Origin of the sequence: Pseudomonas solani (assembly GCF_026072635.1) — a bacterium.
GTDB classification, from domain to species: Bacteria; Pseudomonadota; Gammaproteobacteria; order Pseudomonadales; family Pseudomonadaceae; genus Metapseudomonas; species Metapseudomonas solani.
This window is the reverse complement of sequence record NZ_AP023081.1, coordinates 1681185-1706980: the sequence shown is the minus strand read 5'-3', so window position 1 is coordinate 1706980 and position 25796 is coordinate 1681185. Positions and strand designations below refer to the sequence as shown.

At 63.1% G+C, this 25796-nt stretch carries 18 protein-coding genes and 1 pseudogene; 14 read left to right on the top strand and 5 right to left on the bottom strand.

Features of this window, described 5'->3' with window-relative positions; genetic code table 11:
- Positions 1 to 51: 51 nt before the first annotated feature.
- Entirely contained in the window at positions 52 to 2271 is a 2220-nt protein-coding gene (locus PSm6_RS07870; RefSeq protein WP_021221349.1) for a primosomal protein N', read from the bottom strand.
- A gap of 162 nt (positions 2272 to 2433) precedes the next feature.
- Here PSm6_RS07870 and rpmE point away from each other — a divergent pair, with 162 nt between their 5' ends.
- The 3 genes from rpmE (at position 2434) to PSm6_RS07855 (ending at position 5665) form a co-directional block, all read left to right on the top strand.
- Positions 2434 to 2646 carry a 50S ribosomal protein L31 gene (gene rpmE / locus PSm6_RS07865; RefSeq protein ID WP_003453200.1) on the top strand — a complete coding sequence of 71 codons (213 nt, stop codon included), beginning with the start codon at positions 2434 to 2436 and terminating at the stop codon, positions 2644 to 2646.
- A gap of 196 nt (positions 2647 to 2842) precedes the next feature.
- The gene (locus PSm6_RS07860) at positions 2843 to 4297 is read left to right on the top strand and encodes a M48 family metalloprotease (RefSeq protein ID WP_265169995.1); all 1455 of its coding nucleotides are present in this window, start codon (positions 2843 to 2845) and stop codon (positions 4295 to 4297) included.
- A 99-nt stretch (positions 4298 to 4396) separates the two neighbouring features.
- Positions 4397 to 5665, top strand: coding sequence for a malic enzyme-like NAD(P)-binding protein (locus tag PSm6_RS07855; RefSeq protein ID WP_021221347.1), 1269 nt, complete (start codon positions 4397 to 4399; stop codon positions 5663 to 5665).
- 115 nt (positions 5666 to 5780) lie between these two features.
- Here the strand turns inward: PSm6_RS07855 and PSm6_RS07850 are convergent, their stop codons facing one another.
- The gene (locus tag PSm6_RS07850; protein WP_162164735.1) at positions 5781 to 8201 is read right to left on the bottom strand and encodes a penicillin-binding protein 1A; all 2421 of its coding nucleotides are present in this window, start codon (positions 8199 to 8201) and stop codon (positions 5781 to 5783) included.
- A gap of 184 nt (positions 8202 to 8385) precedes the next feature.
- Here PSm6_RS07850 and PSm6_RS07845 point away from each other — a divergent pair, with 184 nt between their 5' ends.
- The 11 genes and pseudogenes from PSm6_RS07845 to hemE all read left to right on the top strand — a co-directional run bounded on the left by PSm6_RS07845 (position 8386) and on the right by hemE (position 24272).
- Complete coding sequence (locus PSm6_RS07845) at positions 8386 to 9450, top strand: pilus assembly protein PilM (protein WP_021221345.1); 1065 nt, start codon at positions 8386 to 8388, stop codon at positions 9448 to 9450.
- Entirely contained in the window at positions 9450 to 10022 is a 573-nt protein-coding gene (gene pilN / locus PSm6_RS07840; protein ID WP_265169993.1) for a type 4a pilus biogenesis protein PilN, read from the top strand. Before PSm6_RS07845 ends, pilN begins: the two co-directional genes overlap by 1 nt.
- Positions 10019 to 10642 (top strand): type 4a pilus biogenesis protein PilO, encoded by a 624-nt coding sequence (pilO, locus tag PSm6_RS07835; protein WP_265169992.1) that lies wholly within the window; start codon positions 10019 to 10021, stop codon positions 10640 to 10642. Before pilN ends, pilO begins: the two co-directional genes overlap by 4 nt.
- Positions 10639 to 11172, top strand: a complete 534-nt coding sequence (pilP, locus tag PSm6_RS07830; RefSeq protein ID WP_265169990.1) for a type 4a pilus biogenesis lipoprotein PilP — start codon at positions 10639 to 10641, stop codon at positions 11170 to 11172. The genes pilO and pilP overlap by 4 nt, the downstream gene beginning before the upstream one ends.
- 53 nt (positions 11173 to 11225) lie before the next feature.
- Positions 11226 to 13304: a type IV pilus secretin PilQ gene (locus PSm6_RS07825; protein ID WP_265169989.1), complete on the top strand. Its 2079-nt coding sequence runs from the start codon at positions 11226 to 11228 to the stop codon at positions 13302 to 13304.
- Between the two features lie 5 nt (positions 13305 to 13309).
- Positions 13310 to 13828, top strand: a complete 519-nt coding sequence (gene aroK / locus PSm6_RS07820) for a shikimate kinase AroK (protein WP_265169988.1) — start codon at positions 13310 to 13312, stop codon at positions 13826 to 13828.
- A 51-nt stretch (positions 13829 to 13879) separates the two neighbouring features.
- Positions 13880 to 14983 (top strand): 3-dehydroquinate synthase, encoded by a 1104-nt coding sequence (aroB, locus tag PSm6_RS07815; protein WP_265169987.1) that lies wholly within the window; start codon positions 13880 to 13882, stop codon positions 14981 to 14983.
- A gap of 10 nt (positions 14984 to 14993) precedes the next feature.
- Positions 14994 to 16673, top strand: coding sequence for an SPOR domain-containing protein (locus tag PSm6_RS07810; RefSeq protein ID WP_265169986.1), 1680 nt, complete (start codon positions 14994 to 14996; stop codon positions 16671 to 16673).
- Between the two features lie 253 nt (positions 16674 to 16926).
- Positions 16927 to 21371: pseudogene (gltB, locus tag PSm6_RS07805) on the top strand (glutamate synthase large subunit).
- Between the two features lie 115 nt (positions 21372 to 21486).
- The gene (locus PSm6_RS07800; RefSeq protein ID WP_021221336.1) at positions 21487 to 22905 is read left to right on the top strand and encodes a glutamate synthase small subunit GltD family protein; all 1419 of its coding nucleotides are present in this window, start codon (positions 21487 to 21489) and stop codon (positions 22903 to 22905) included.
- A gap of 299 nt (positions 22906 to 23204) precedes the next feature.
- Positions 23205 to 24272 (top strand): uroporphyrinogen decarboxylase, encoded by a 1068-nt coding sequence (hemE, locus tag PSm6_RS07795; RefSeq protein ID WP_021221335.1) that lies wholly within the window; start codon positions 23205 to 23207, stop codon positions 24270 to 24272.
- Positions 24273 to 24320: 48 nt separating this feature from the next.
- Here the strand turns inward: hemE and PSm6_RS07790 are convergent, their stop codons facing one another.
- The 3 genes from PSm6_RS07790 to PSm6_RS07780 all read right to left on the bottom strand — a co-directional run bounded on the left by PSm6_RS07790 (position 24321) and on the right by PSm6_RS07780 (position 25767).
- Positions 24321 to 24824, bottom strand: a complete 504-nt coding sequence (locus PSm6_RS07790; protein WP_021221334.1) for a hypothetical protein — start codon at positions 24822 to 24824, stop codon at positions 24321 to 24323.
- 140 nt (positions 24825 to 24964) lie between these two features.
- Positions 24965 to 25192 (bottom strand): hypothetical protein, encoded by a 228-nt coding sequence (locus PSm6_RS07785; RefSeq protein ID WP_021221333.1) that lies wholly within the window; start codon positions 25190 to 25192, stop codon positions 24965 to 24967.
- 128 nt (positions 25193 to 25320) lie between these two features.
- Positions 25321 to 25767, bottom strand: coding sequence for a hypothetical protein (locus tag PSm6_RS07780; protein WP_043246358.1), 447 nt, complete (start codon positions 25765 to 25767; stop codon positions 25321 to 25323).
- Positions 25768 to 25796: the final 29 nt, after the last annotated feature.

The following is a 25796-nucleotide window of genomic DNA, read 5'->3' as shown; positions in this document are numbered from 1 at the left end:
CAAGCCGCATGTGGGAAGCCCTTGGCGGCGGCCCTGGAACGCGACCTGCCGCTAGAAAAGATCGATCGGGTCGATATCCAGTGACCAGCGCACGCTGCGCCCGCCAGGCAACTGCTCCAGGGCCAGGCTCCAGGGCGTCAGCAGGCGGTGCAGGGTGGCGCGGGCATTGGCCTGGACCAGCAACTGTGCACGGTGCTTGCCGGCACGGCGCTCCATGGGGGCGGGCACCGGGCCGAGCAACTCGATGCCGGACAGACCCTGTTCGGCGAGCAAATGTTCCGCTTCGGCGCAGGCGGCATCGAGAAATTCCTCGGCCTGCCCGGGCTTGTGCGCTTCGGCACGCAGCAGCGCCAGGTGGGCGAAGGGCGGCAGGCCGGCGGCACGACGCTCGGACAGGGCCTGCTCGGCGAAGGCGAAGTAGCCCTCCTCCGTGAGTTGCACCAGCAGCGGGTGGTCGGCGAGGTGGGTCTGGATGATCACCCGGCCCGGCTCTTCCGCACGCCCGGCACGGCCGGCCACCTGGACGATGAGCTGGGCCATGCGCTCGCTGGCGCGGAAGTCGGCGGAGAACAGCCCGCCGTCGGCATCGAGGATCGCCACCAGGGTGACGCGGGGGAAGTGATGCCCCTTGGCGAGCATCTGGGTGCCCACGAGGATGCAGGGTTCCCCCTTGTTGATGGTGGCGAAGAGTTTGTTCATGGCGTCCTTGCGCGCGGTGCTGTCGCGGTCGATGCGCAGCACGGGGACGTCCGGGAAGAGGATGTTCAGGCGCTCTTCCGCCCGCTCGGTGCCGGCGCCGACGGGGCGCAGGTCGACCTTGGCGCAGTCCGGGCAGGCGCGGGGCTGGCGCTGGGTGTGGCCGCAGTGGTGGCAGCGCAGTTCGCCGGAGCGCTGGTGCAGGGTCATCCGGGCATCGCAACGCGGGCATTGGCTGATCCAGCCGCAGTCATGGCACAGCAGGGTCGGGGCGAAGCCGCGGCGGTTGAGGAACACCAGCACCTGCTGGCCGGCCTTGAGGGTCTGCTCGATGGCTTGTTGCAGCGGCCCGGAGAGGCCCGAGTCCAGCGGCCGGCTCTTGATGTCCAGGCGCAGGAAGCGTGGCTGGCGGGCGCCGCCGGCGCGCTGGGTCAGGCGCAGCAGGCCGTAGCGGCCGGCGTGGGCGTTCTGCAGGCTTTCCAGGGAAGGCGTGGCGGAGCCGAGGAGGATGGGGATGTTGTCCTGGCGTGCGCGTACCAGGGCCAGGTCGCGGGCGTGGTAGCGCAGGCCTTCCTGTTGCTTGTAGGAGGCGTCGTGCTCCTCGTCGATGATGATCAGGCCGGGGTTCTTCATCGGCGTGAACAGTGCCGAGCGGGTGCCGATGATGATGTCGGCCTCGCCGTCGCGGGCCGCCAGCCAGGCATCGAGGCGCTCGCGGTCGTTGACCGCCGAGTGCAGCAGGGCGATGCGTGCGTTGAAGCGGCGGGAGAAGCGCTCCAGCGTCTGCGGGCCGAGGTTGATCTCGGGGATCAGCACCAGTGCCTGCTTGCCGGCAGCGAGGGTTTCCCGGATCAATTGCAGGTAGACCTCGGTCTTGCCGCTGCCGGTGACGCCAGCGAGGAGAAAAGCATTGAACTGGCCGAACGTGGAATACACGGCGTCGTAGGCGGCGCGTTGTTCGGCGTTGAGCGGCAGCTCGGCCTGGGCCAGCCAGTGCTCGTGGCGCGGCGCGGCGGTGCTGCGGCGTGTCTCGATGTAGACCAGGCCCTTTTCCTGCAGCAGGTCGAGGCTGTCCTTGTTCAGTTGCAATTGGCCAAGCAACTGGTGGGCGACGCCGTGGGGGTGCTGGGCGAGGGTGGTCAACGCCTGGCGCTGGCGCGGTGCCCGGGCCAGGCGCGGGTCGTCGGCGCGGGCGCCTTCGCTGACATGCCAGAAGCGCTCCTGGCGCGCTTCGGCCGGCTCGCCCTGGCGCAGCAGCACGGGCAGCGCCCAACTGAGGGTGTCGCCGAGGCTGTGCTGGTAGTACTGGGCGGTCCACAGGCAGAGCTTGAACAGCTCGGCGGGCAGCGGCGGCTTCTGGTCGAGCAGTTCCAGGGCCGGGCGCAGTTTGTCTTCGGGAACATCGCTGTGCTCGGCCACTTCCACCAGGACGCCGATTACCTCGCGACGGCCGAAGGGCACGCGCAGGCGCACGCCGGGCTGCAACTGCCGGGCCGATACGCCAGCGGGCGCGCGGTAGTCGAACAGGCGGCGCAGGGGCGAGGGCAGGGCAAGGCGCAGGATGGCGTTGGGCACGGGGGTCTCCGAATGGGCGCGGCGATCCTAGCACGGCCGCACGTCGCCAGGCGTGGCGGCCGACTTGCGTGATGGCGAAGCTCTGGTATCATCTCGCGCCTGTTTCCGTGCGGTGCTCGACATAGGGTCGGGTGGCGGCACGCCAGACCTGAGGATCAAGCCATGAAACCGGAAATCCATCCCGAATACGTAGCGATCGAAGCTACCTGCAGCTGCGGTAACGTCATCAAGACCCGCTCTACCCTGGGCAAGAACATTAGCCTCGACGTTTGCTCCGAGTGCCACCCGTTCTACACCGGTAAGCAGAAAGTCCTGGACACCGGCGGCCGTATCGATCGCTTCAAGCAGCGTTTCGGTGTATTCGGCGCCAAATAAGCGACCGAATAGCCGGGAAGGCTTCGATGAAGCCTTCCAGCTGTACAGAGAAAGGCGCCCGATGGGCGCCTTTTTCGTTTCCGGTGTTCGCCCGCCCCTGCGCAAGGGCGGTGATTGACCGGCCCCCGGCTGCAGCGTAAAAACCGCATAGCCCCGCAGGACGCAGTGGTTGCGCGAGCGGTCGCCGAGGTGATCCATGCCCGCTTTGCCTATTCTGCTGCTCTGCCTACTGCTCTCCCTCCTCACCGGCTGCGCCGTCAACCCGGCTACCGGTGAACGCAATTTCGTGATGATGAGCGAAAGCCAGGAACTCGACCTCGGCAGCCGCTACAACCAGCAGATCCAGAAGGAATACCCGCGCTACGCCGATGATCGGCTGCAGGCTTATGTGCAGCGGGTGGGCGAGCGCGTGGCGAAGCACAGCCATCGCGCCAACCTCAATTACATCTTCACCGTGGTCGACTCGCCGGACATCAACGCCTTCGCCCTGCCGGGCGGCTACATCTATATACATCGCGGCCTGATGGCCTACCTGAACTCCGAGGCGGAGCTGGCGGCGGTGCTGGCCCACGAGGTGGGCCACGTGACGGCGCGCCACAGCGTGCAGCAGCAGAGCCAGTCCCAGGCCTGGAACATCCTTGGCCAGGCGGTGGCCATCGGCACCGGCGTCAGTGCGGCGGGCGACCTGACCAATGTGCTGGGCGGCGCGATGGTCCGGGGGTACGGCCGTGACATGGAGCTGCAGGCCGATGGCCTTGGCGCACAGTACCTGGCCCGCAGCGGCTACGACCCCCAGGCGATGATCGAGGTGGTCAAGGTGCTGAAGAACCAGGAGGAGTTCGCCCGCGACGAGGCCAAGCGCAAGGGGCAGGAAGTACCCGAGTCGGGCAGCTACCACGGCGTTTTCGATACCCACCCGGATAACGACACGCGCCTGCAGCAGGTGGTCGGGCCGGCTCGCGCCCTGGCCGGTGGGCAGCAGGAGGTGAACCGCGATGCCTACCTGAAGGCCATCGAGGGCTTGCCCTTCGGTGACTCCACTGAGTCGGGCATCCAGCGCGGGCAGCAGTTCTATCACGTCGGCCTGGATTTCGCGCTGCGCTACCCGGATGGCTGGGGGCTGATCAACAGGTCGGATGCGCTGATCGGTCACACCGCCGACCAGCAGGCCTTCATCGCCATGCAGTTGGCGGAGCGCACCCCGGGGCTGACGCCTGCGGAGCTGCTGCACAAGCGCGCGGGCCGCCAGCGCCTGGTGATGGAGGAGACGTTCAGCAAGGATGGCGTGATAGGCGTGACGGCGGTTATTCCCGGCGATTCCGCCCGACGTGTGGCTGTCGTCTTCAAAGGGGATCAGGCGTATCTCTTTATCGCTGGGATGAGAGGAAGGGCCTCCCTGGAAACGGAGGATGCGAACTTCCTTTCCGTCATCCACAGCTTCCGCTCGCTCAAGCCCGAAGAGAAGAACCTGGCCCAGCCCCTGCGGCTGCATCTGGTGCAGGTGAAGGCCGGTGAAACCATCAGGAGCATGGCTCGCGGCGCTGGTTTGCCGGGGGATCCCGTCGAGCTGGAAAATCGTATCCGATTGATGAATAATTTGTATCCAATCGGCGAGCCGAAAGCGGGGGATTGGCTTAAAGTCGTACGTTAGAGGGCTTGACGCAGCGTGACTGAACAGTCTTGTCGCCCCCCGGTATCTTGCGTATCCTCGCCCGTCCGTCTGTCACAACAGTAAAAGCGGAATGCCAAAATGTCTGATCTGAAAACTGCCGCTCTCGAGTACCACGCCCAGCCCCGTCCCGGGAAACTCAGCGTCGAGCTGACCAAGCCGACCGCCACCGCCCGCGACCTGTCGCTGGCCTACAGCCCGGGTGTGGCCGAGCCCGTCCGCGAGATCGCCCGCGATCCGGAGCTGGCCTTCAAGTACACCGGCAAGGGCAACCTGGTGGCAGTGATCTCCGACGGCACCGCGATCCTCGGTCTGGGTAACCTCGGCCCGCTGGCCTCCAAGCCGGTCATGGAAGGTAAAGGCGTGCTGTTCAAGCGCTTCGCCGGTGTCGACGTGTTCGACATCGAAGTCGACGCCGAGAGCCCCCAGGCCTTCATCGACACCGTCAAGCGCATCTCCATCACCTTCGGCGGCATCAACCTCGAAGACATCAAGGCGCCCGAGTGCTTCGAGATCGAGCGCACCCTGATCGAGCAGTGCGACATCCCGGTCTTCCACGATGACCAGCACGGCACCGCGATCGTGACCGCTGCCGGCATGCTCAACGCTCTGGAAATCTCCGGGAAGAGCCTGCCGGAAGCCAAGATCGTTTGCCTCGGCGCGGGCGCTGCAGCCATCTCCTGCATGAAGCTGCTGGTGAGCATGGGTGCCAAAGTCGAAAACATCTTCATGATCGACCGCAAGGGCGTGATCCATGCCAGCCGCGACGATCTGAACCAGTACAAGGCGGTCTTCGCCCATGAAACGCCCAAGCGCACCCTCTCGGACGCGCTGGAGGGTGCGGATGTGTTCGTCGGCCTGTCGGGTGCCAACCTGCTGAGCGCCGAAGACCTCAAGCGCATGGCGCCGAACCCGATCGTCTTCGCCTGCTCCAACCCGGATCCGGAGATCCAGCCGGAGCTGGCCCACGCGACCCGTAACGATGTGATCATGGCGACCGGTCGTTCCGACTACCCGAACCAGGTCAACAACGTGTTGGGCTTCCCCTTCATCTTCCGTGGTGCCCTGGACGTTCGCGCCACCCGCATCAACGAAGAGATGAAGATCGCCGCCGCACTGGCCCTGCGTGACCTGGCCAAGCTGCCGGTGCCCAAGGATGTGTGTGATGCCTACGGCGTGGACTCCCTGGAGTTCGGCCGTGAGTACATCATTCCGAAGCCCATGGACAAGCGCCTGATCACCATCGTTTCCGATGCCGTGGCCAAGGCTGCCATCGAGTCCGGCGTGGCGACCCTGCCCTACCCGAAACACTATCCGCTGAAGTCGGTGGATGACGTGTTCAACGGTTGATCCGTCAGTCGATGAAAAAACCCGCCTTACGGCGGGTTTTTTATTGGCTGCTATTTCGTTCTGGGGTGAAGCAAAAAGCCCGTCATGGAGACGGGCTTTTGGTTGACACCCGTGATCAGAACAGATCGATGGGTGCTGCTTCGTCTGCGGGCAGTGGGCTGCCCGGGGCGCTCATGCCTGGGTCGAACTCGCTCATCGGCGGCGGTGAGTCCTCGCTCTTGAACAGTTCGAAGAAGGCGTTGGGTGCACCTGGCGCGGCGGCGCGGCCGCTCAGGGGGTCGATGCGCAGGGTGAGTATGCCTTCGGGCTCGGGCAGCACGTGCTCCGGTTTGTCCTTCAGGGCCGCGCTCATGTAGGTCATCCAGATGGGCAGGGCAACGGTGCCGCCGTACTCGTGGCGACCGAGGCTTTCCGGTTGGTCGAAGCCGACCCAGACGGTGGTGACGTAATCGGCGTTGTAGCCGGAGAACCAGCTGTCCTTGGATTCGTTGGTGGTGCCGGTCTTGCCGGCGATGTCGCCACGACCCATGGACAGTGCGCGTCTGCCGGTGCCGCGCTTGATCACGTCCTGCAGCATGCTGTTGAGGATGTAGGTGGTGCGCGCGTCGACGATGCGCTCGGCTACCGCCGGCTCCTGATGCTCGACGCTCGGCAGGCGGCTATCCGGTGCCGCGACCGTCTGGGCGACCTCGGTGTCTGGCGCGTCGTCTTTCGGCACGGAAGGCGGGTTGGCCGTGAAGATCACCTTGCCGTCGCGGCTTTCGATGCGATCGATCAGGTAGGGCTGGATCTTGTAACCGCCGTTGGCGAAGGTGCTCCAGCCGCTGGCGATCTCCATGGGCGTCAGCGTGGCGGTGCCCAGGGCCAGGGACAGGTTGCGGGGCAGTTCCTGTTTGTTGAAGCCGAAGCGGCTGATGTAGTTCAGCGCGTATTCGATGCCCACGGCTTGCAACAGGCGGATCGATACCAGATTGCGTGACTTGTAGAGCGCCTCGCGCAGGCGGATCGGGCCGAGGAAGGTGTTGTTGTCGTTCTTCGGGCGCCAGACCTTGTCCAGGTACTCGTCGACGAAGACGATGGGGGCGTCGTTGACCAGGCTGGCGGCGGTGAAGCCGTTATCCAGGGCGGCGCTGTAGAGGAACGGCTTGAAGCTGGATCCGGGCTGGCGCTTGGCCTGGACCGCGCGGTTGTAGTTGCTCTGCTCGAAGGAGAAGCCGCCGACCAGGGAGCGGATTGCACCGTTCTCCGGGTCGAGGGAAACCAGTGCGCTCTGAGCGGCCGGCTGCTGGACGAAGAGCAGGTTGCCATCTGCCTGGCGCTGGACGCGGATCAGGTCACCGACCTGGACGACATCGGCCGGTTGCTGGGGGCGTGGGCCAAGGCTGTTGGTGTTGAGGAAGGGGCGGGCCCATTTCATGCTGTCCCAGCCGACGGTTTCTTCCTTGCCGCCACGGGTGAGCACGAGGAGGCCGCTTTTCTCCACCTGGCTGACGATCGCCGGCTCCAGGCCGCCAATGGTTCGCTGCTTGACCAGTTCCTGCGTCCAGCTTTCGCGGGTCATGCCGGGGAAGCGCGATTCCGGGCCACGATAGCCGTGGCGCTGGTCGTACTCCATCAGCCCGCCGCGCAGTGCGCTGTTGGCCGCTTCCTGCAGGTCGCTCGGTACGGTGGTGGTGACGCGGAAGCCTTCGGTATAAGCCTCGCTGCCGAAGCGGCCGACCATCTCGGCGCGGGCCATTTCGGCAACATAGGGCGCGTTCACTTCCGGCGTCGGTACGTGGTAACTGGCGTCGATCGGCTCTGCTATCGCCTGGTCGTAGCGTGCCTGGTCGATGCGGCCGAGCTTGAGCATGCGGCCAAGGATCCAGTCGCGACGCTCCTTGCTGCGTACAGGGTTGACGAGCGGGTTGAAGCGCGAGGGGGCCTTGGGCAGGCCGGCGATCATCGCCATCTGCGCCAGGCTGACATCACGGATCGATTTGCCGTAGTACACCTGGGCGGCAGCTTCGATACCGTAGGCGCGGTTGCCGAGGTAGATCTTGTTTACGTAGAGCTCGAGGATTTCATCCTTGCTGAGCTCCCGTTCTATCTGCAGGGCGAGAAGTATTTCATTGATCTTTCTGGAGAAACTTCTCTCGCTGGTGAGGAAATAGTTCTTCGCCACCTGCATGGTGATGGTGCTGCCGCCGCTCTGGATATGACCACTTTTCAATAATTGCGTGGCAGCGCGCACCAGGCTGGTGAGGTCGACGCCATAATGGTTGGCGAAGTTGTCATCCTCGGCAGCCAACAATGCCTGGATGAATTCCGGTGGTATGTCCGCGAAACGGATGGGCGCACGGCGCATCTCGCCGAATTCGGCGATCAGCTTGCCGTCGCTGCTGTACACGCGCAGCGGGATCTGCAGCTGGATGCTGCGTAGGGAATCGACAGAAGGAAGAGTCGGGCTAAGGTAGAGGTAAGCGCCGCTGAAACTGAGCAACAGCCCACAAAAAACGGCGACGCAGGACCACCAGAAAAACTTCAGCAGGCGTATCAAGGCTCTTGGATTTCCAGATAAAAGAATGAGTTAAGCGGAAGCAGATCTTAAAAGGGAAAAACTGTTCACATTATAAGCGTTTTTTTTCCTGGGTCGCCATTTGCGCTTCTGTCAAGACTGTTATTTAATGTGGAAAAACATAAATCGTCCGTAAGTCTCGGATGCTGATAGGAAATCGGTCGTGCTAGGGCTCTTCAACAAGAAAGCGAATACGCTGCTGGGGATCGACATAAGCTCGACCTCAGTCAAGCTCCTTGAATTGAGTCGCTCGGGAAGCCGCTACAAGGTAGAGGCCTACGCCGTCGAGCCGCTCCCACCGAATGCTGTGGTCGAAAAGAACATCGCCGAACTGGAGGGGGTCGGCCAGGCGTTGTCCCGTGTTCTGAGCAAGGCGAAAGCCAGCTCCAAGTCCGTGGCTGTTGCCGTGGCGGGCTCCGCTGTAATCACCAAGACCATCGAGATGGATGCCGGTCTTTCCGACGACGAGTTGGAAAACCAGCTGAAGATCGAGGCGGACCAGTACATCCCTTACCCGCTCGAAGAAGTCGCCATCGACTTCGAGGTGCAGGGTGTGTCTTCGCGCAACTCCGAGCGGGTTGATGTGCTGCTTGCGGCATGCCGCAAGGAGAACGTCGAGGTCCGTGAGGCGGCGCTGGCACTGGCGGGTCTGACCGCCAAGGTCGTCGACGTCGAAGCCTATGCGTTGGAACGTGCCTATGGGCTGCTCGCTGCGCAACTGGGCAGCGGCCATGACGAGCTGACCGTCGCAGTGGTGGATATCGGCGCGACCATGACGACGCTGAGCGTTCTGCATAACGGGCGGACCATTTACAGCCGCGAGCAGCTTTTCGGTGGGCGTCAGCTCACCGAGGAGATTCAGCGCCGCTATGGCCTTTCCGTGGAAGAGGCTGGTCTTGCCAAGAAGCAGGGCGGTCTTCCGGATGACTACGACAGCGAAGTGTTGCAGCCGTTCAAGGATGCAGTGGTCCAGCAGGTGTCTCGCTCGCTGCAGTTCTTCTTCGCTGCGGGTCAGTTCAACGATGTCGACTACATCCTCCTGGCGGGCGGTACTGCGTCCATTCCTGATCTGGATCGGCTGATCCAGCAGAAGATCGGCACTCCTACCCAGGTTGCCAACCCCTTCGCGGAGATGGCGCTGAGCGGCAAGGTCAATGCGGGTGCATTGGCCAGTGATGCCCCGGCGCTGATGATTGCCTGCGGACTGGCGATGAGGAGTTTCGACTGATGGCACGCATCAACCTACTTCCCTGGCGGGAGCAGTTACGCGAGGAGCGCAAGCAGCGCTTCCTCGTCGCCCTGGCGGGCGTGCTGGTGGTATCGGCTGGCCTGGTGTTCCTTGGCGATCAGTACCTGAACGCCGAGATCGAGAACCAGCAGGCGCGTAACGAATTCGTGCGCAAGGAAATCGCCGTGCTGGATACGCGGATCAAGGAGATCAGCGAACTTAAGACCCGTCGTCAGCAACTGCTCGAACGGATGAAGATCATTCAGGACCTACAGGGCAATCGACCGATCATCGGTCGAGTGTTCGATCAATTGGTTCGCACGCTGCCGGATGGTGTTTATTTCAGCGGTGTGACGATGAAGGGTCAGAGTATTGCAATTGTCGGTGCTGCTGAGTCCAACAACAGAGTTTCCAATTTGATGCGTAATCTTGATGCATCCGAGTGGCTGACTGCGCCGAACTTGACTGAGGTCAGGGCGATTACAGCAGGTGCTGTTGACCAGGCTAACGTCTTCCAGTTGACCGTTCAGCAGACTCAACCTGCAGCCGAAGTAGAAGGAGCCAAGAAATGAGCTTGGCTAACTCGCTTGAAAGTTTGCGCAAGATTGATGTCAATGACCTTGACTTTAATAACGTAGGCTCATGGCCCACTGCGGTAAAGGCTATTGCATGCATTCTGCTGATGGCTGCAATACTTGCGCTGGGTTACAACTTCCATCTTAAGGACCTCGAGTTGAAGCTCGACCAGCAAAGAGCTGAAGAGGTCACGCTGAAAGAGCAGTTTTCCACCAAGGCGTTTCAGGCTGCAAACCTCGAGGCGTACAAGGACCAGATGAAGGAGATGGAAACCTCCTTTGGCGCTCTTCTCCGGCAGCTACCTAGTGACACCGAGGTTCCTGGTTTGCTGGAGGATATCACTCGTACTGGCCTTGGAAGTGGGCTTGAGTTCGAGGAGATCAAGTTGTTGCCGGAGGCTGTCCAGCAGTTCTATATCGAATTGCCGATTCAGATATCAGTGGTGGGCACTTACCACGATCTGGCGACCTTCGTTAGTGGTGTTGCAAGTTTGCCCCGTATCGTCACGCTGCACGACTTCAGCATTGTCCCTGCAAATGACGACAGCACTACGCAGTTGCGTATGAACATCTTGGCGAAGACGTATCGCTACAATGACAAGGGGCTGCAGAAATGATTCGTACCAGCTCCCGCCTCGTTCTCAGTGGTCTGCTTTTGGCTAGTCTCTCCGGCTGTGGGGGCGGTGGTGATTTCGCTGATCTCCAGGCCTATATGGATGAGGTACGTGCGCGCCCGAATGGGTCGATTGAGCCTCTGCCGAAGTTTCAGCCATATGAAGCTTTTACATATAGCGCTTCTGCTTTGCGTAGCCCTTTCCAGCCTCCGGTAAAAATTGAACTGGCGAACAAGATCAAGGGCAGCAAGGATGTGCACCCGGATGAAACCCGGGTCAAGCAATTCCTTGAAGGCTTCAATATCGAGGCTTTCGAGATGGTTGGAACGCTTTCCAATGAGGGCGGCATGTTCGCTCTGGTCCGAGGTGCTGGAGGGGTGCATCGGATCAGGGTGGGTGATTTCCTGGGTCGCAACGACGGCAAGGTTGTCGCGATAAACGAATCCAAGATTGATGTCGTCGAGATAGTCCCGGACGGAGAGGGCGGCTGGCTGGAGCGTCCGCGCAGTCTCACGCTCAAGGAGCGCTCTTAAGGGCGGGGTGACTTATGAACAACAAACACCGGTCTGCACAACGGAATCAGATAATGAACAGCTCGCTTTCGCGCCTCGGTATTTCTCTATTGGCCGCCATGTTGTCGCCAGTACTGCTGGCCGCTGACCTGCAAGGCCTGGATGTAGCGGCTTTGCCTGGTGGCAAGGTTGAGCTGAAACTCGCCTTTGATGAGCCCATTGTGGCGCCGCGGGGGTACACCATCGAGCAGCCGGCGCGCATCGCTCTGGATCTTCCTGGAGTGGCCAACAAGCTGGGCAGCAAGAACCGTGAGCTCGGCGTTGGTAACGCGCGCAGCGTCACTATCGTTGAAGCGAAAGACCGTACTCGGTTGATCGTCAACCTGGCGACACTCGTGCCTTACAGCACGCGTGTTGAGGGTAACAACCTCTTCGTCATCGTCGGTGAGGCAGCTGTCGCCGGCCAGCAAGTTGCCAGTTCCGCTCCTGTGGCGGCACCTGTCGCAGCTGCGCCCGTCAAGACTTTTGCGGCGGCCGGCAAGGCGATCAGCAATATCGACTTCCAGCGTGGCGATCAGGGCGAGGGTAATGTTGTCATCACTCTGTCCGACCCGACTGTGAGCCCGGATATTCAGGAGCAGGGTGGCAAGATCCGCCTCGACTTTTCCAAGACCCAGCTTCCTGAGTCTCTGCGTGTCCGTCTTGATGTGAAGGATTTCGCGACCCCTGTTCAATTCGTCAGTGCCTCTGGCTCTTCGGGGAATGCGAGTATCACCATCGAGCCCACTGGCTATTACGACTACCTGGCGTATCAGACCGAGAACAAGCTCACCGTCAGCATCAAGCCGTTGACGCAGGATGATGTCGAGAAGCGCAAGAACGAACGCTTTGCCTACTCCGGTGAGAAGCTCTCGCTGAACTTCCAGGACATCGATGTGCGTTCGGTGCTGCAATTGATTGCCGACTTCACCGACCTCAACCTGGTGGCCTCGGATACCGTTCAAGGCAATATCACGCTGCGTCTGCAGAACGTACCTTGGGATCAGGCGCTGGATCTGGTGCTGAAAACCAAAGGCCTTGATAAGCGCAAGGTTGGTAATGTTCTGCTGGTTGCACCGGCAGATGAGATCGCTGCACGTGAGCGCCAAGAGTTGGAATCGCAGAAGCAAATTGCTGAGCTCGCTCCGTTGCGCCGTGAACTCATCCAAGTCAACTATGCCAAGGCGGCTGATATTGCCAAGCTGTTCCAGTCGGTCACCAGTGGCGATCCCAGCGCAAGTGGTGCTGATGATCGGGGCTCCATTACCGTGGATGATCGTACCAACAGCATCATCGCTTACCAGACTCAGGACAAGCTGGACGAACTGCGCCGTATCGTTGCGCAACTCGACATCCCGGTTCGTCAGGTCATGATCGAGGCCCGTATCGTCGAAGCCAACGTGGACTACGACAAGTCGCTTGGTGTGAACTGGCGAGGTGCTCGTGTTGGTGACAATAACTTCGTCATTGGTGGCGCAGGCGCAGGCCGCCCGACTGCTACTACGCCTACCGGCGCACTGGGGACATTCGTCGATATGGGGGCGGATGGGGCCACTTCTTCCCTCGGCATCGGCTTCGTAACCGACAACACCATCCTTGACCTCGAACTCTCCGCCATGGAGAAGACCGGTAACGGCGAGATCGTGTCCCAGCCCAAGGTCGTTACCTCGGACAAGGAAACCGCCAAGATCCTGAAGGGCGCTGAGATTCCGTATCAGGAAGCCAGCTCCAGCGGTGCCAGCACCACCTCCTTCAAGGAAGCGGCGCTGTCCCTGGAAGTGACCCCGCAGATCACGCCTGACAACCGCATCATCATGGAAGTCAAGGTGACCAAGGACGCCCCGGACTTCTCCAACGCGCTGAATGGCGTACCGCCGATCAACAAGAACGAGGTCAACGCCAAGGTTCTGGTCAGCGATGGCGAAACCATCGTGATCGGTGGTGTGTTCTCCAACACCCAGACCAAGGCGACCGACAAGGTTCCCTTCCTCGGTGACCTGCCGTTCCTAGGTCGCATGTTCAAGCGTGATGTGGTCCAGGACAAGAAATCCGAGCTGCTGGTCTTCCTCACCCCGCGTATCATGAACAACCAGGCTATTGCGGTGAGTCGCTGACATCAGTGCGTAATTTGATCCTCGTTGGCCCGATGGGAGCTGGAAAGAGCACCATCGGGCGTTTGCTTGCCAAAGAACTGCGTCTGCCCTTCAAGGATTCCGATAAGGAAATCGAGCAGCGGACGGGCGCGGACATCCCCTGGATATTCGATGTCGAGGGCGAGCAGGGCTTTCGCGATCGCGAGCAGTCGATGCTGGAAGAGCTCTGCCTCGCTGATGGCGTGGTAGTCGCGACCGGCGGTGGTGCTGTCTTGCGCCCTGCCAACCGTGAAGCTTTAAGGTGCGGTGGTCGCGTGGTCTACCTGCACACCTCGGTGGAGCAGCAGATCGACCGCACTTCCCGCGACCGCAACCGGCCTTTGCTGCGCACTGCCGATCCAGGTCGGGTGCTGCGTGACCTCATGGCTATCCGTGATCCCCTTTATCGCGAAATCGCTGACATCATCATCGAGACCGACGAGCGGCCGCCGCGCATGGTGGTGCAGGAGATACTCGAACGATTGCAGGCACTGCCACCCCGTTAAAGCAGGGGCGGAACTGCGCTATCCTAGTGCCCTTTTCATAGCGGGGGCCTCATGCGGACACTTCAGGTCGATCTTGGCGAGCGTAGTTATCCCATCCATATCGGTGCTGGCCTGCTGTCGCAGGTCGAGCTTTTCGCGCCCCACATCGCCGGCAAGCAGGTGGCAATCGTCACCAACGAGACCGTCGCCCCGCTCTACCTCGAACAGCTGACCCGCGCGCTTTCCGCCTACAAGGTGCAGCCGATCGTGCTGCCCGATGGCGAAGCCTTCAAGAACTGGGAAACCCTGCAGCTGATCTTCGACGGTCTGCTCACCGCGCGTCATGACCGTCGTACCACCATCATTGCCCTGGGTGGTGGGGTGATCGGCGACATGGCTGGCTTTGCGGCGGCGTGCTACCAGCGCGGCGTCGACTTCATCCAGGTGCCCACCACGCTGTTGTCCCAGGTGGATTCCTCGGTGGGTGGCAAGACCGGTATCAACCATCCGCTGGGCAAGAACATGGTGGGGGCCTTCTACCAGCCCCAGGCGGTGATCATCGATACTGCGACGCTGCGCACGCTTGCGCCGCGCGAGCTCTCCGCCGGCCTCGCCGAAGTGATCAAATACGGCCTGATCTGCGATGAGCCCTTCCTGCCTTGGCTGGAGGAGCGCATGCCAGCCTTGCGCAACCTGGAGCAGGAGCCCCTGACCGAAGCCATCGAGCGCTCCTGTGCCGCCAAGGCGCGTGTAGTCGGTGCCGATGAGCGCGAGTCCGGCGTGCGTGCCACCCTCAACCTCGGCCACACCTTCGGCCACGCCATCGAGACCCACATGGGCTATGGCGTCTGGTTGCATGGCGAGGCGGTTTCGGCCGGTACGGTGATGGCCCTGGAGATGTCCCGGCGCCTGGGCTGGATTAGCGAAGAGGAGCGTGATCGTTCGATCCGCCTGCTGCGCGATGCCGGCTTGCCCATCGTGCCGCCGGAGGAGATGACGCCTGCGCAGTTCCTCGAACACATGGCAGTTGATAAGAAGGTCCTCGACGGTCAGCTGCGCCTGGTGCTGTTGCGCGCGATCGGCGAGGCCGATGTGACGGCGGATTACCCGCGAAATATTCTGGACGACACCCTGAGCGCGGACTACCGCGCCCTGGCTGACCAGCTTGGAGAGTAAAAAGAGTCCCATGACCAGCCTGCACGCCGATGAGGCCTTCCTGGCCCACTACCAATTCACCCACGACCCCTTCGCCGCGCGGGTACCCGGCTTCAAGTTCTATCCCGCCCAGCGCAAGCCGGTGCTGGGGCAGCTGCATCACCTGGCCCGCTACAGCCAGCTGCTGCTGGTGGTAACCGGTCCCCAAGGCAGCGGCAAGACCCTGCTGCGCCAGGCGCTGGTCGCCAGCACCAACAAGCAGGCGGTGCAAAGCGTGGTGATATCCGCCCGTGGCGCAGCCGAGGCCGGTGGCCTGATGCGTTTGGTCGCCCAGGGGTTGGGTGTGGCGCAGACCGACTCGCGTTCCATCCTGGCCCAGGTCGGGCAGCTGGCGCTGACCGGTCAGGAGGTCTACCTGCTGGTGGATGATGCCGAGGAGCTCGACGATGCGGGCCTCGACAATCTGCTGGCACTGGCTGCGGGTAACAGTGAAGCGCGTCCGCACGTGTTTCTCTTCGCTGATTCCAGCCTGCTGCCGCGCCTGGAACTGCTGGCCGATGGCGAAGAACGTTTCCACGCCATTGAACTTCTGCCCTACAGCGAGGACGAAACCCGCGAATATCTGGCGCAGCGGCTCGAGGGCGCCGGACAGGGGATTGAGCTGCTGACCGAAGAGCAGATCGAGGACGTTCATCTGCAATCCGGTGGTTGGCCCGGCGGCATCAATCAGTCCGCTCGTGAACTGTTGGTCGAGGCCATGCTCGCCGAGCGGGGAGCCTCGCGCAAAGGAGGGTTCAGCTTGAAACTACCGAAGAAGCACCTGCTGGCACTGGGGGTCGTCGCGATTGGCGTGGTTGCGGCCTTGGCGATGCAGAATCGCTCGGATAGCCCGGCGTCCACCCAGCCCACCACTGCGCAACTGCCCATGGGGCAGCAGCCGGCACCCACTGCTGAAGCGCCTGCTGGCCAGGCCCCGGCACCGGGCGGTGCACCTGCCGTCGAGTTCGCCGGCTCCTCGCAACCGCTGCCGTTGCCCCTGGTGGGCGAGGCCCAGCCGGTGATCCGTGAACCGCTGGCCCAGGCCGCTGGCCAGGATGATCTCGATGATGGCGGTGCCCAGCCCGGTTCCCAGGCGACCATCCCGCCGACCGTCACCACGGTAGCGCCGCCCGTTGGCGCCGTTGCGGGTGCCACTCCGGCCGTGCCGCCGGCTCCGGTGATCACCCAGCAGCCAGCGGCGGTCAAACCGATCCAGCCGATCGCCACCGCGCCGACCACGGCTTCCTCCGCGCCTGCTGCGGTTCCGGCAGCGCCCGCCAAGCCCACCGTTGCGGCCACCCCGCCAGCCAAGCCGGTCGAGAAGCCTGCCGCAGCCAAGCCCGCTGCCGCGCCGACCGTGGCCAGCGCCGGCACCGCATCCGCCGGTGCAGGTGATGGTTGGTACCGCTCCCAGGCTGGCGGCCACTATGCCGTGCAGATTCTCGGCACCAGCTCCGAAGGCAGCGCCAAGGCGTTCGTCCAGCAGAACGGCGGCGAGTACCGCTACTTCAAGAAGGTCCACCAGGGTAAACCGCTGTACGTCGTCACCTACGGCAACTTCGCCAGTCGCAACGCCGCCCAGGCCGCGATCAAGGGCCTTCCCGCCAAGGTCCAGGCCGGCAAGCCCTGGCCCAAGAGCTTCGCCAGCATCCAGCAGGAAATCGCCCGCTGACAGCGGGCGCCCCCTCCCTCCCGCCTCCGTGACCGGAGGGTCGATAGCACGACCTTCCGGTCTAATCCTTCGGTTTGGCGACATAAACTTTCATTGGATCGTCGTGAAGATTTGTGACGAGCCAGGTGGATATGTACAATGACCTCCCTTTTGCCTGCGCAAAGCTGGCGCCTAGTCCTGCGCGTGTGGTAAGTGGTTGAACTACAAAGCAATTTTGCCTTTTTAACAAGGCAGTTCCTGGTGAGAGTTCCCTATGAAAGCAGGTCTGTACCATCCTGATGAGTTCAAGGATAACTGCGGTTTCGGCTTGATCGCCCATATGCAAGGCGAGGCAAGCCACCATCTTTTGCAAACCGCTATCGAAGCACTGACCTGCATGACCCACCGCGGCGGTATCAACGCCGACGGCAAGACCGGTGACGGTTGCGGCCTGCTGATCCAGAAACCCGATCTGTTCCTGCGTGCCACGGCCAAGGCCGAGTTCGCGGTCGAACTGCCGGCTCAATACGCCGTTGGCATGGTCTTCCTGAACCAGGACCAGGCCCGCGCTGAAGCCGCCCGTGCCAACATGAACCGCGAGATCGAAGCCGCCGGCCTCACGCTGATCGGCTGGCGCAAGGTGCCTACCGACACCAGTGTCCTCGGTCGCCTGGCGCTGGAGCGCCTGCCGCAGATCGAGCAGGTGTTCATCGGCGGTGAAGGCCTCTCCGACCAGGAAATGGCCATCAAGCTGTTCAGCGCCCGCCGTCGTTCCTCGGTGGCCAACGCCGACGACAGCGAGCACTACATCTGCAGTTTTTCGCACAAGACCATCATCTACAAAGGCCTGATGATGCCGGCCGACCTGCAGCAGTTCTACCCGGACCTGGGTGATGAACGCCTGCAGACCGCCATCTGCGTCTTCCACCAGCGCTTCTCCACCAACACCCTGCCGAAGTGGCCGCTGGCGCAGCCCTTCCGCTTCCTCGCCCACAACGGCGAGATCAACACCATCACCGGCAACCGCAACTGGGCCCTGGCCCGTCGCACCAAGTTCGCCAACGACCAGTTGCCCGACATCGACGAGCTGGGCCCGCTGGTCAACCGCGTCGGTTCCGACTCCTCCAGCATGGACAACATGCTCGAGCTGATGGTCACCGGCGGCATCGACCTGTTCCGCGGCCTGCGCATGATCATTCCGCCGGCCTGGCAGAACGTCGAGACCATGGACGCCGACCTGCGTGCCTTCTACGAATACAACTCCATGCACATGGAGCCCTGGGACGGCCCCGCCGGCGTCGTGCTGACCGACGGCCGCCACGCCGTCTGCCTGCTCGACCGCAACGGCCTGCGCCCGGCCCGCTGGGTCACCACCAGCAACGGCTACATCACCCTGGCGTCCGAGATCGGCGTCTGGGACTACAAGCCTGAAGACGTGATCGCCAAGGGCCGCGTCGGCCCGGGCCAGATCCTCGCCGTGGACACCGAGACCGGCCAGGTCCTGACCACCGACGACATCGACAACCGCCTCAAGTCGCGCCACCCCTACAAGCAGTGGCTGCGCCAGAGCGCCGTGCGCATCCAGGCCAAGCTCGACGACGACCATGGCGTGGCCAGCTACGACAGTGACCAGCTGAAGCAGTACATGAAGATGTACCAGGTCACCTTCGAGGAGCGTGATCAGGTCCTGCGCCCGCTCGGTGAGCAGGGTCAGGAAGCCGTCGGCTCCATGGGCGACGACACCCCGATGGCCGTGCTCTCGCGTCGTGTGCGCTCCACCTACGACTACTTCCGCCAGCAGTTCGCGCAGGTCACCAACCCGCCGATCGACCCGCTGCGCGAAGCCATCGTGATGTCCCTGGAAATCTGCCTGGGCGCCGAGCGCAACATCTTCTCCGAGTCCCGCGAGCACGCCACCCGCGTGATCCTCAGCAGCCCGGTGATCTCCCCCGCCAAGTGGCGTGCGCTGATGAGCCTCGACCGCGAAGGCTTCGAGCGCCAGGTCATCGACCTCAACTACGACGAGTCCGTCGGCCTCGAAGCCGCCGTGCGCAACATCGCCGACCAGGCCGAAGAAGCCGTGCGCTCCGGCAAGGTGCTGCTGGTCCTCACCGACCGCCACATCGCCCCCGGCAAGCTCCCGGCCCATGCCTCCCTGGCCGTTGGCGCGGTGCACCACCGCCTGACCGAGAAAGGCCTGCGTTGCGACTGCAACATCCTGGTCGAGACCGCCACCGCGCGTGACCCGCACCACTTCGCCGTCCTGGTGGGCTTCGGCGCTTCCGCCGTCTACCCCTACCTGGCCTACGAAGTGCTGGCCGACCTGATCCGCACCGGCGAAGTCCTGGGCGATCTCTACGAAGTCTTCAAGCACTACCGCAAGGGCATCTCCAAGGGCCTGCTGAAGATCCTCTCGAAGATGGGCATCTCCACCATCGCCTCCTACCGCGGTGCACAGCTGTTCGAAGCAGTCGGCCTGTCCGAGGAAGTGGTCGAGCTCAGCTACCGTGGCGTCGCCAGCCGCATCAAGGGTGCGCGCTTCGTCGACATCGAGGCCGAGCAGAAGCTGCTCGCCAATGAGGCCTGGAACAACCGCAAGCCGATCCAGCAGGGCGGCCTGTTGAAGTTCGTCTACGGCGGCGAATACCACGCCTACAACCCCGACGTGGTGAACACCCTGCAGGCCGCCGTGCAGCAGGGCAACTACGAGAAGTACAAGGAATACGCCGCCCTGGTGGACAACCGCCCGGTGTCGATGCTGCGCGACCTGCTCAAGGTGAAACTCGCCGAGCAGCCGCTGCCCCTGGACCAGGTCGAGCCGCTGGACGCCATCTTCAAGCGCTTCGACGCGGCCGGCATCTCCCTCGGCGCCCTGTCTCCGGAAGCCCACGAGGCCCTGGCCGAGGCCATGAACCGCCTCGGTGGCCGCTCCAACTCCGGTGAGGGCGGTGAAGACCCGGCGCGCTACGGCACCGTGCGCAGCTCCAAGATCAAGCAGGTCGCCACCGGCCGCTTCGGCGTCACCCCGAGTACCTGGTCAACGCCGAAGTGCTGCAGATCAAGGTCGCCCAGGGTGCCAAGCCCGGCGAAGGTGGCCAGCTGCCTGGCGGTAAGGTCAACGGCTTGATCGCCAAGCTGCGCTATGCGGTCCCCGGCGTGACCCTGATCTCGCCACCGCCGCACCACGACATCTACTCCATCGAAGACCTGTCGCAGCTGATCTTCGACCTCAAGCAGGTCAACCCCAAGGCGCTGGTCTCGGTGAAGCTGGTGGCGGAAGCCGGTGTCGGCACCATCGCCGCCGGCGTGGCCAAGGCCTATGCCGACCTGATCACCATCTCCGGCTACGACGGCGGCACCGGCGCATCGCCGCTGAGCTCCATCAAGTACGCCGGCAGCCCCTGGGAGCTCGGCCTCGCCGAAACCCACCAGACCCTGCGCGGCAACGACCTGCGCGGCAAGGTCCGAGTACAGACCGACGGTGGCCTGAAGACCGGCCTCGACGTGATCAAGGCCGCCATCCTCGGCGCCGAGAGCTTCGGCTTCGGCACCGGCCCGATGGTCGCCCTGGGCTGCAAGTACCTGCGCATCTGCCACCTGAACAACTGCGCCACCGGCGTCGCCACCCAGAACGACAAGCTGCGCAAGGACCACTTCATCGGCACCGTCGAGATGGTCACCAACTACTTCACCTACGTCGCCGAAGACACCCGCGAGTGGCTGGCCAAGCTCGGTGTACCGAGCCTGGGCGCGCTGATCGGTCGTACCGACCTGCTGGAAATGCTCCCCGGCGAGACCGAGAAGCAAGGCCACCTGGACCTGTCCCCGCTGCTGGGCAGCGACAAGGTCCCGGCCGACAAGCCGCAGTTCTGTGAAGTCGAGAAGAACCCGCCGTTCGACCAGGGCCTGCTGGCCGAGAAGATGGTCGAGATGGCCAAGGCTGCCATCGACGCCAAGAGCGGCGCCGAATTCGCCCTGGATATCTGCAACTGCGACCGTTCCATCGGTGCCCGTGTCTCCGGCGAAATCGCCCGTGTGCACGGCAACCAGGGCATGGCCAAGGCGCCGATCACCTTCCGCTTCAAGGGTACGGCGGGCCAGAGCTTCGGCGTGTGGAACGCTGGTGGCCTGAACCTGTACCTCGAAGGCGACGCCAACGACTACGTCGGCAAGGGCATGACCGGCGGCAAGCTGGTCATCACCCCGCCCAAGGGCAGCCCGTTCAAGACCCAGGAGTCGGCCATCATCGGCAACACCTGCCTGTACGGCGCCACCGGCGGCAAGCTGTTCGCCGCGGGCACCGCAGGTGAGCGTTTCGCCGTGCGCAACTCCGGCGCCCACACCGTCGTGGAAGGCACCGGCGACCACTGCTGCGAATACATGACCGGCGGCTTCGTCTGCGTCCTCGGCAAGACCGGCTACAACTTCGGCTCGGGCATGACCGGCGGCTTCGCCTACGTGCTCGACCTGGACAACAGCTTCGTCGACCGGGTCAACCACGAACTGGTGGAAATCCAGCGCATCAGCAACGAGGCGATGGAGGCTTACCGCAGCCACCTGCAAAGCGTGCTGGCCGAGTACGTCAAGGAAACCGAAAGCGAGTGGGGTGCCCACCTGCTGGAGAACCTGGACGACTACCTGCGCAAGTTCTGGCTGGTCAAGCCCAAGGCCGCGAACCTGGCGTCGCTGCTCTCCAGCACCCGAGCCAACCCGCAATAACAAGCAGCCCAAGCCGCGAGCCCGAGCGTGATGCACGCCGGGCCCGCCGGCTAACCGTGATGAGTCTTGCAGCTTGCAACTTGTAGTTTGCCGCTGCTGTTAAGAGGTTTTTCAAATGACTGAACGTCTGAACAACGACTTCCAGTTCATCGAGGTCGGGCGCAAGGATCCGAAGAAGAAGCTGCTGCGTCAGCGCAAGCGCGAATTCGTCGAGATCCATGACCTGTTTAAGCCGCAGCAAGCGGCTGACCAGGCGCACCGTTGCCTCGGTTGCGGCAACCCCTATTGCGAGTGGAAGTGCCCGGTGCACAACTTCATTCCGAACTGGCTGAAGCTGGTTTCGGAAGGCAATATCCTGGCCGCCGCCGAACTGTCCCACCAGACCAACACCCTGCCGGAAGTCTGCGGCCGCGTGTGCCCGCAGGACCGCCTCTGCGAAGGTGCCTGCACCCTCAACGACGGTTTCGGCGCGGTCACCATCGGCTCGGTGGAGAAGTACATCACCGACACCGCCTTCGCCATGGGCTGGCGCCCGGACATGTCCAAGGTCAAGCCCACCGGCAAGCGCGTCGCCGTCATCGGTGCGGGCCCGGCCGGCCTCGGCTGTGCCGACATCCTGGTGCGCAACGGCGTGACCCCGGTGGTGTTCGACAAGAACCCCGAGATCGGTGGCCTGCTGACCTTCGGCATCCCCGAATTCAAGCTGGAGAAGACCGTCCTCAGCCGCCGCCGTGAAGTCTTCACCGGCATGGGCGTCGAGTTCCGCCTGAACACCGAGATCGGCAAGGACGTCACCATGCAGCAACTGCTGGATGAGTACGACGCCGTGTTCATGGGCATGGGCACCTACACCTACATGAAGGGCGGCTTCCCGGGCGAAGACCTGCCGGGCGTGCACGACGCGCTCGACTTCCTCATCGCCAACGTCAATCGCAACCTCGGTTTCGAAAAGGCGCCGGAAGACTTCATCGACATGAAGGGCAAGCGCGTCGTCGTCCTCGGCGGCGGCGACACCGCGATGGACTGCAACCGCACCTCCATCCGCCAGGGCGCGAAGTCGGTGACCTGCGCCTACCGCCGCGACGAAGAAAACATGCCCGGCTCGCGCAAAGAGGTGAAAAACGCCAAGGAAGAGGGTGTGAAATTCCTCTTCAACCGCCAGCCCATCGCCATCGTCGGCGAGGACAAGGTGGAAGGCGTCAAGGTGGTCGAGACCCGTCTCGGCGAGCCGGACGCCCGTGGCCGTCGCAGCCCCGAGCCGATCCCGGGCTCCGAGGAAATCATCCCGGCGGAAGCCGTGCTGATCGCCTTCGGCTTCCGCCCGAGCCCGGCTTCCTGGTTCGAGCAGTTCGACATCAGCATCGACAGCCAGGGCCGTGTGGTCGCACCCGAGCAGAACCCGTTCAAGCACCAGACCAGCAACCCGAAGATCTTCGCCGGCGGCGACATGGTCCGCGGTTCCGACCTGGTGGTGACGGCGATCTTCGAAGGCCGCAACGCTGCCGAAGGCATCCTCGATTATCTCGGTGTTTAAGAGGTAAGACACAAGCTGCAAGTGCGTAGGGTGGATGCCGCTCTTTGCATCCACCGGCGGTGCCGAACCGGGCTCCGCTGCGGTGGACCGGTGAAGCGTGGTCCACCCTACGATCCGAACTGAGGAGCAGTCATAAGCGGCAAGCTTCAAGCTGCAAGTGGCGCCCGCTTCAACTCGGGCTTGTAGCTTGTAGCTCCTCGCCGCGACATTCTGTCGCTATAGACAAAAGGCACGGCACCCACCGTGCCTTTTGCGTTGGGCTTTGCGAAAATGCCCGCACTTTTTCGTTGGACACTGCCATGACCGTCTTGAAGAACGACCGTTTCCTCCGCGCCCTGCTCAAGCAGCCCGTCGATGTCACCCCCGTCTGGATGATGCGCCAGGCCGGTCGTTACCTGCCGGAATACCGGGCCACCCGCGCCAAGGCCGGTGACTTCGTCAGCCTGATGAAGAACCCCGAGCTGGCCTGCGAAGTCACCATCCAGCCGCTGGACCGCTACCCGCAACTGGACGCGGCGATCCTTTTCTCCGACATCCTCACCATCCCCGACGCCATGGGCCAGGGCCTGTACTTCGAGACCGGCGAAGGCCCGCGCTTCAAGAAGGTGGTCAGCAGCCTGGCCGACGTCGAGGCCCTGCCGATCCCCGATCCCGAGCAGGACCTGGGCTACGTGATGGACGCCGTGCGCAACATCCGCCGCGAGCTCAACGGCCGCGTGCCGCTGATCGGCTTCACCGGCAGCCCCTGGACCCTGGCCACCTACATGGTCGAAGGCGGCTCCAGCAAGGACTTCCGCAAGTCCAAGGCCATGCTCTACAACGATCCCCAGGCCATGCACGCCCTGCTCGACAAGCTGGCGAAATCGATCATCGCCTACCTCAACGGGCAGATCCTCGCTGGCGCCCAGGCGGTGCAGATCTTCGACTCCTGGGGCGGCAGCCTCTCGGCGGCGGCCTACCAGGAGTTCTCCCTGGCCTACATGAAGCAGATCATCGATGGGCTGATCCGCGAGCATGACGGGCGTCGCGTCCCGGTGATCCTGTTCACCAAGGGCGGCGGCCTGTGGCTGGAATCCATGGCTGACAGCGGCGCCGAGGCCCTGGGCCTGGACTGGACCTGCGACATTGGCAGCGCCCGCGCCCGCGTCGGTTCCAAGGTCGCCCTGCAGGGCAACATGGACCCGGCCGTGCTCTACGCCAACCCCGCCGCCATCCGCGCCGAGGTGGGGCGCATCCTCGCAGCCTACGGCCAGGGCAGCGGCCAGGTGTTCAACCTCGGCCACGGCGTCACCCCGGAAGTCGACCCGGCCAACGCCGGCGCCTTCTTCGAGGCCGTCCACGAGCTGTCGGCGCAGTACCACCGCTGAGTGGCACTCGCCCATGAAAAAGGCCGCTGATGCGGCCTTTTTCCTTTCTCAGTTCACCTTGATCAGTTCCGCCCTGCGGTCCTCGGGGATCTGGTCGATGGTGAGCAGCGTCAGGTCCTTGCCGCCGGCCTGGCCGACCAACTGGTTGCCCAGGTCCGCCGCGGTGTTTTCCGGCAGCTTGTACATCGCGCCGGTCAGTGGGTCGACGATCAGCATGCCGATCAGGCCGCCGAACAGCAGGTTGCCCCAGTACCAGCCGTTGAGGCTCGAATTCAGCTTGATCTCCTGGTCGGCGAAGCCTTCCTTCTTGAAGGCGATGGTGTAGTTGGCCTTCTTGAAGTAGCCGCGGCCGGACTTCAGCGTCACCGTCCCCGGCGTGGTGCCGCTGTGGATGACGTTCCCCGTGCTGTCCTTGATCTCGAAATTCGCCCCCACCGGCGTGCTGCTCACCGATACCGGATAGGCGCTGTCACTGACGATGCTGGCGCACCCGGAAAGCAGCGTGGTGGAGAGGGCGAACGAGAGAAACAGGTTCCTTTGGAAGTTGCGCAAGATCAGCTCCTTGTCGTCTTGGCGTATGCCCGGGCCCTGATGGCTTTTCGCGTTGCGCGTGGGCAGCGGCACTATACGAAGGTGGCAATTTGATGTCATCTGCGCCGTTCATCGACAAGGAGCGCCTATCTCCGGAGTGCTCAGGAAAGGCGGATATCGCTTATCCCCAGCAGCTCGGCCTGCTGGATCACCTCTTCCTCGGTGGCGTCCGCCGGCGGCATCACCAGGCTGTTCTCGGCGTCGGCGAAGTGCAGCACCAGCAGGTGCATGGCGGCTTCGCCGGGGTCGGGCCGCTGGTCCAGCTCCAATTCATGGTGTCGCGATTCGTTGTGGAAGCGGTAGTGAAGGGTGAATGTCTGCTGGGGCATGCCGGGTCTCCTCGAGGGCTGGGTCGGTCTCGATTGAGTTGACTTTTAGGTCGGCTAATTCGTTCAGGGCATTTCCCGCGCCCATGAAAAAGGCCGCTTGCGCGGCCTTCCCCAACAGCTGCAACGCCTTACTTGACGTTGGCGATGGCGCCCTTGAGGGCTACGCCGGCGACGAAGGCACCGGCGTGGCACTCATACTTGGCGGCGTCCTTGTATTCCTTGCGCTTGTAGTTGCTGGCGATGTCCACCACCGCGTTGGCGCCGGCCGCCTTGGCCGCGTCCTGCAGGCGGATCAGGGCGGACTGCAGTACCCAGCGGCAGGCTTCCTCGTCGCTCTTGTTGAAGGCGTTGGTCTTCTGGTTGGTGGTGATGTTGGGGTTGATCACCGTCACCTTGCCGGCCGGGGTGTTGCCGGCCAGGTAGAACTTCACGCTGCCATCCAGGCGACCCGCTTGCACGGCCTCGGTGACCACGGTGTTGAAGTCGAGGTAATGCACGGTATCGCGGGCCTGGCTGATACCGGGCAGAACAGCGGCGGACAGTACAGCAACAGCGGTCCAGGTCTTGAGGCTCATGGTGTCTCCTTGACGGTCTTGTTGGGATA

Excerpts from the sequence above, each read along its gene's own strand:
- rpmE (WP_003453200.1), top strand. The coding sequence starts at position 2,434 with ATGAAACCGGAAATCCATCCCGAATACGTAGCGATCGAAGCTACCTGC.
- PSm6_RS07860 (WP_265169995.1), top strand. The coding sequence starts at position 2,843 with ATGCCCGCTTTGCCTATTCTGCTGCTCTGCCTACTGCTCTCCCTCCTC.
- PSm6_RS07855 (WP_021221347.1), top strand. The coding sequence starts at position 4,397 with ATGTCTGATCTGAAAACTGCCGCTCTCGAGTACCACGCCCAGCCCCGT.
- pilN (WP_265169993.1), top strand. The coding sequence starts at position 9,450 with ATGGCACGCATCAACCTACTTCCCTGGCGGGAGCAGTTACGCGAGGAG.
- pilO (WP_265169992.1), top strand. The coding sequence starts at position 10,019 with ATGAGCTTGGCTAACTCGCTTGAAAGTTTGCGCAAGATTGATGTCAAT.
- pilP (WP_265169990.1), top strand. The coding sequence starts at position 10,639 with ATGATTCGTACCAGCTCCCGCCTCGTTCTCAGTGGTCTGCTTTTGGCT.
- PSm6_RS07825 (WP_265169989.1), top strand. The coding sequence starts at position 11,226 with ATGAACAGCTCGCTTTCGCGCCTCGGTATTTCTCTATTGGCCGCCATG.
- aroB (WP_265169987.1), top strand. The coding sequence starts at position 13,880 with ATGCGGACACTTCAGGTCGATCTTGGCGAGCGTAGTTATCCCATCCAT.
- PSm6_RS07810 (WP_265169986.1), top strand. The coding sequence starts at position 14,994 with ATGACCAGCCTGCACGCCGATGAGGCCTTCCTGGCCCACTACCAATTC.
- PSm6_RS07800 (WP_021221336.1), top strand. The coding sequence starts at position 21,487 with ATGACTGAACGTCTGAACAACGACTTCCAGTTCATCGAGGTCGGGCGC.
- hemE (WP_021221335.1), top strand. The coding sequence starts at position 23,205 with ATGACCGTCTTGAAGAACGACCGTTTCCTCCGCGCCCTGCTCAAGCAG.
- PSm6_RS07785 (WP_021221333.1), bottom strand. The coding sequence starts at position 25,192 with ATGCCCCAGCAGACATTCACCCTTCACTACCGCTTCCACAACGAATCG.
- PSm6_RS07780 (WP_043246358.1), bottom strand. The coding sequence starts at position 25,767 with ATGAGCCTCAAGACCTGGACCGCTGTTGCTGTACTGTCCGCCGCTGTT.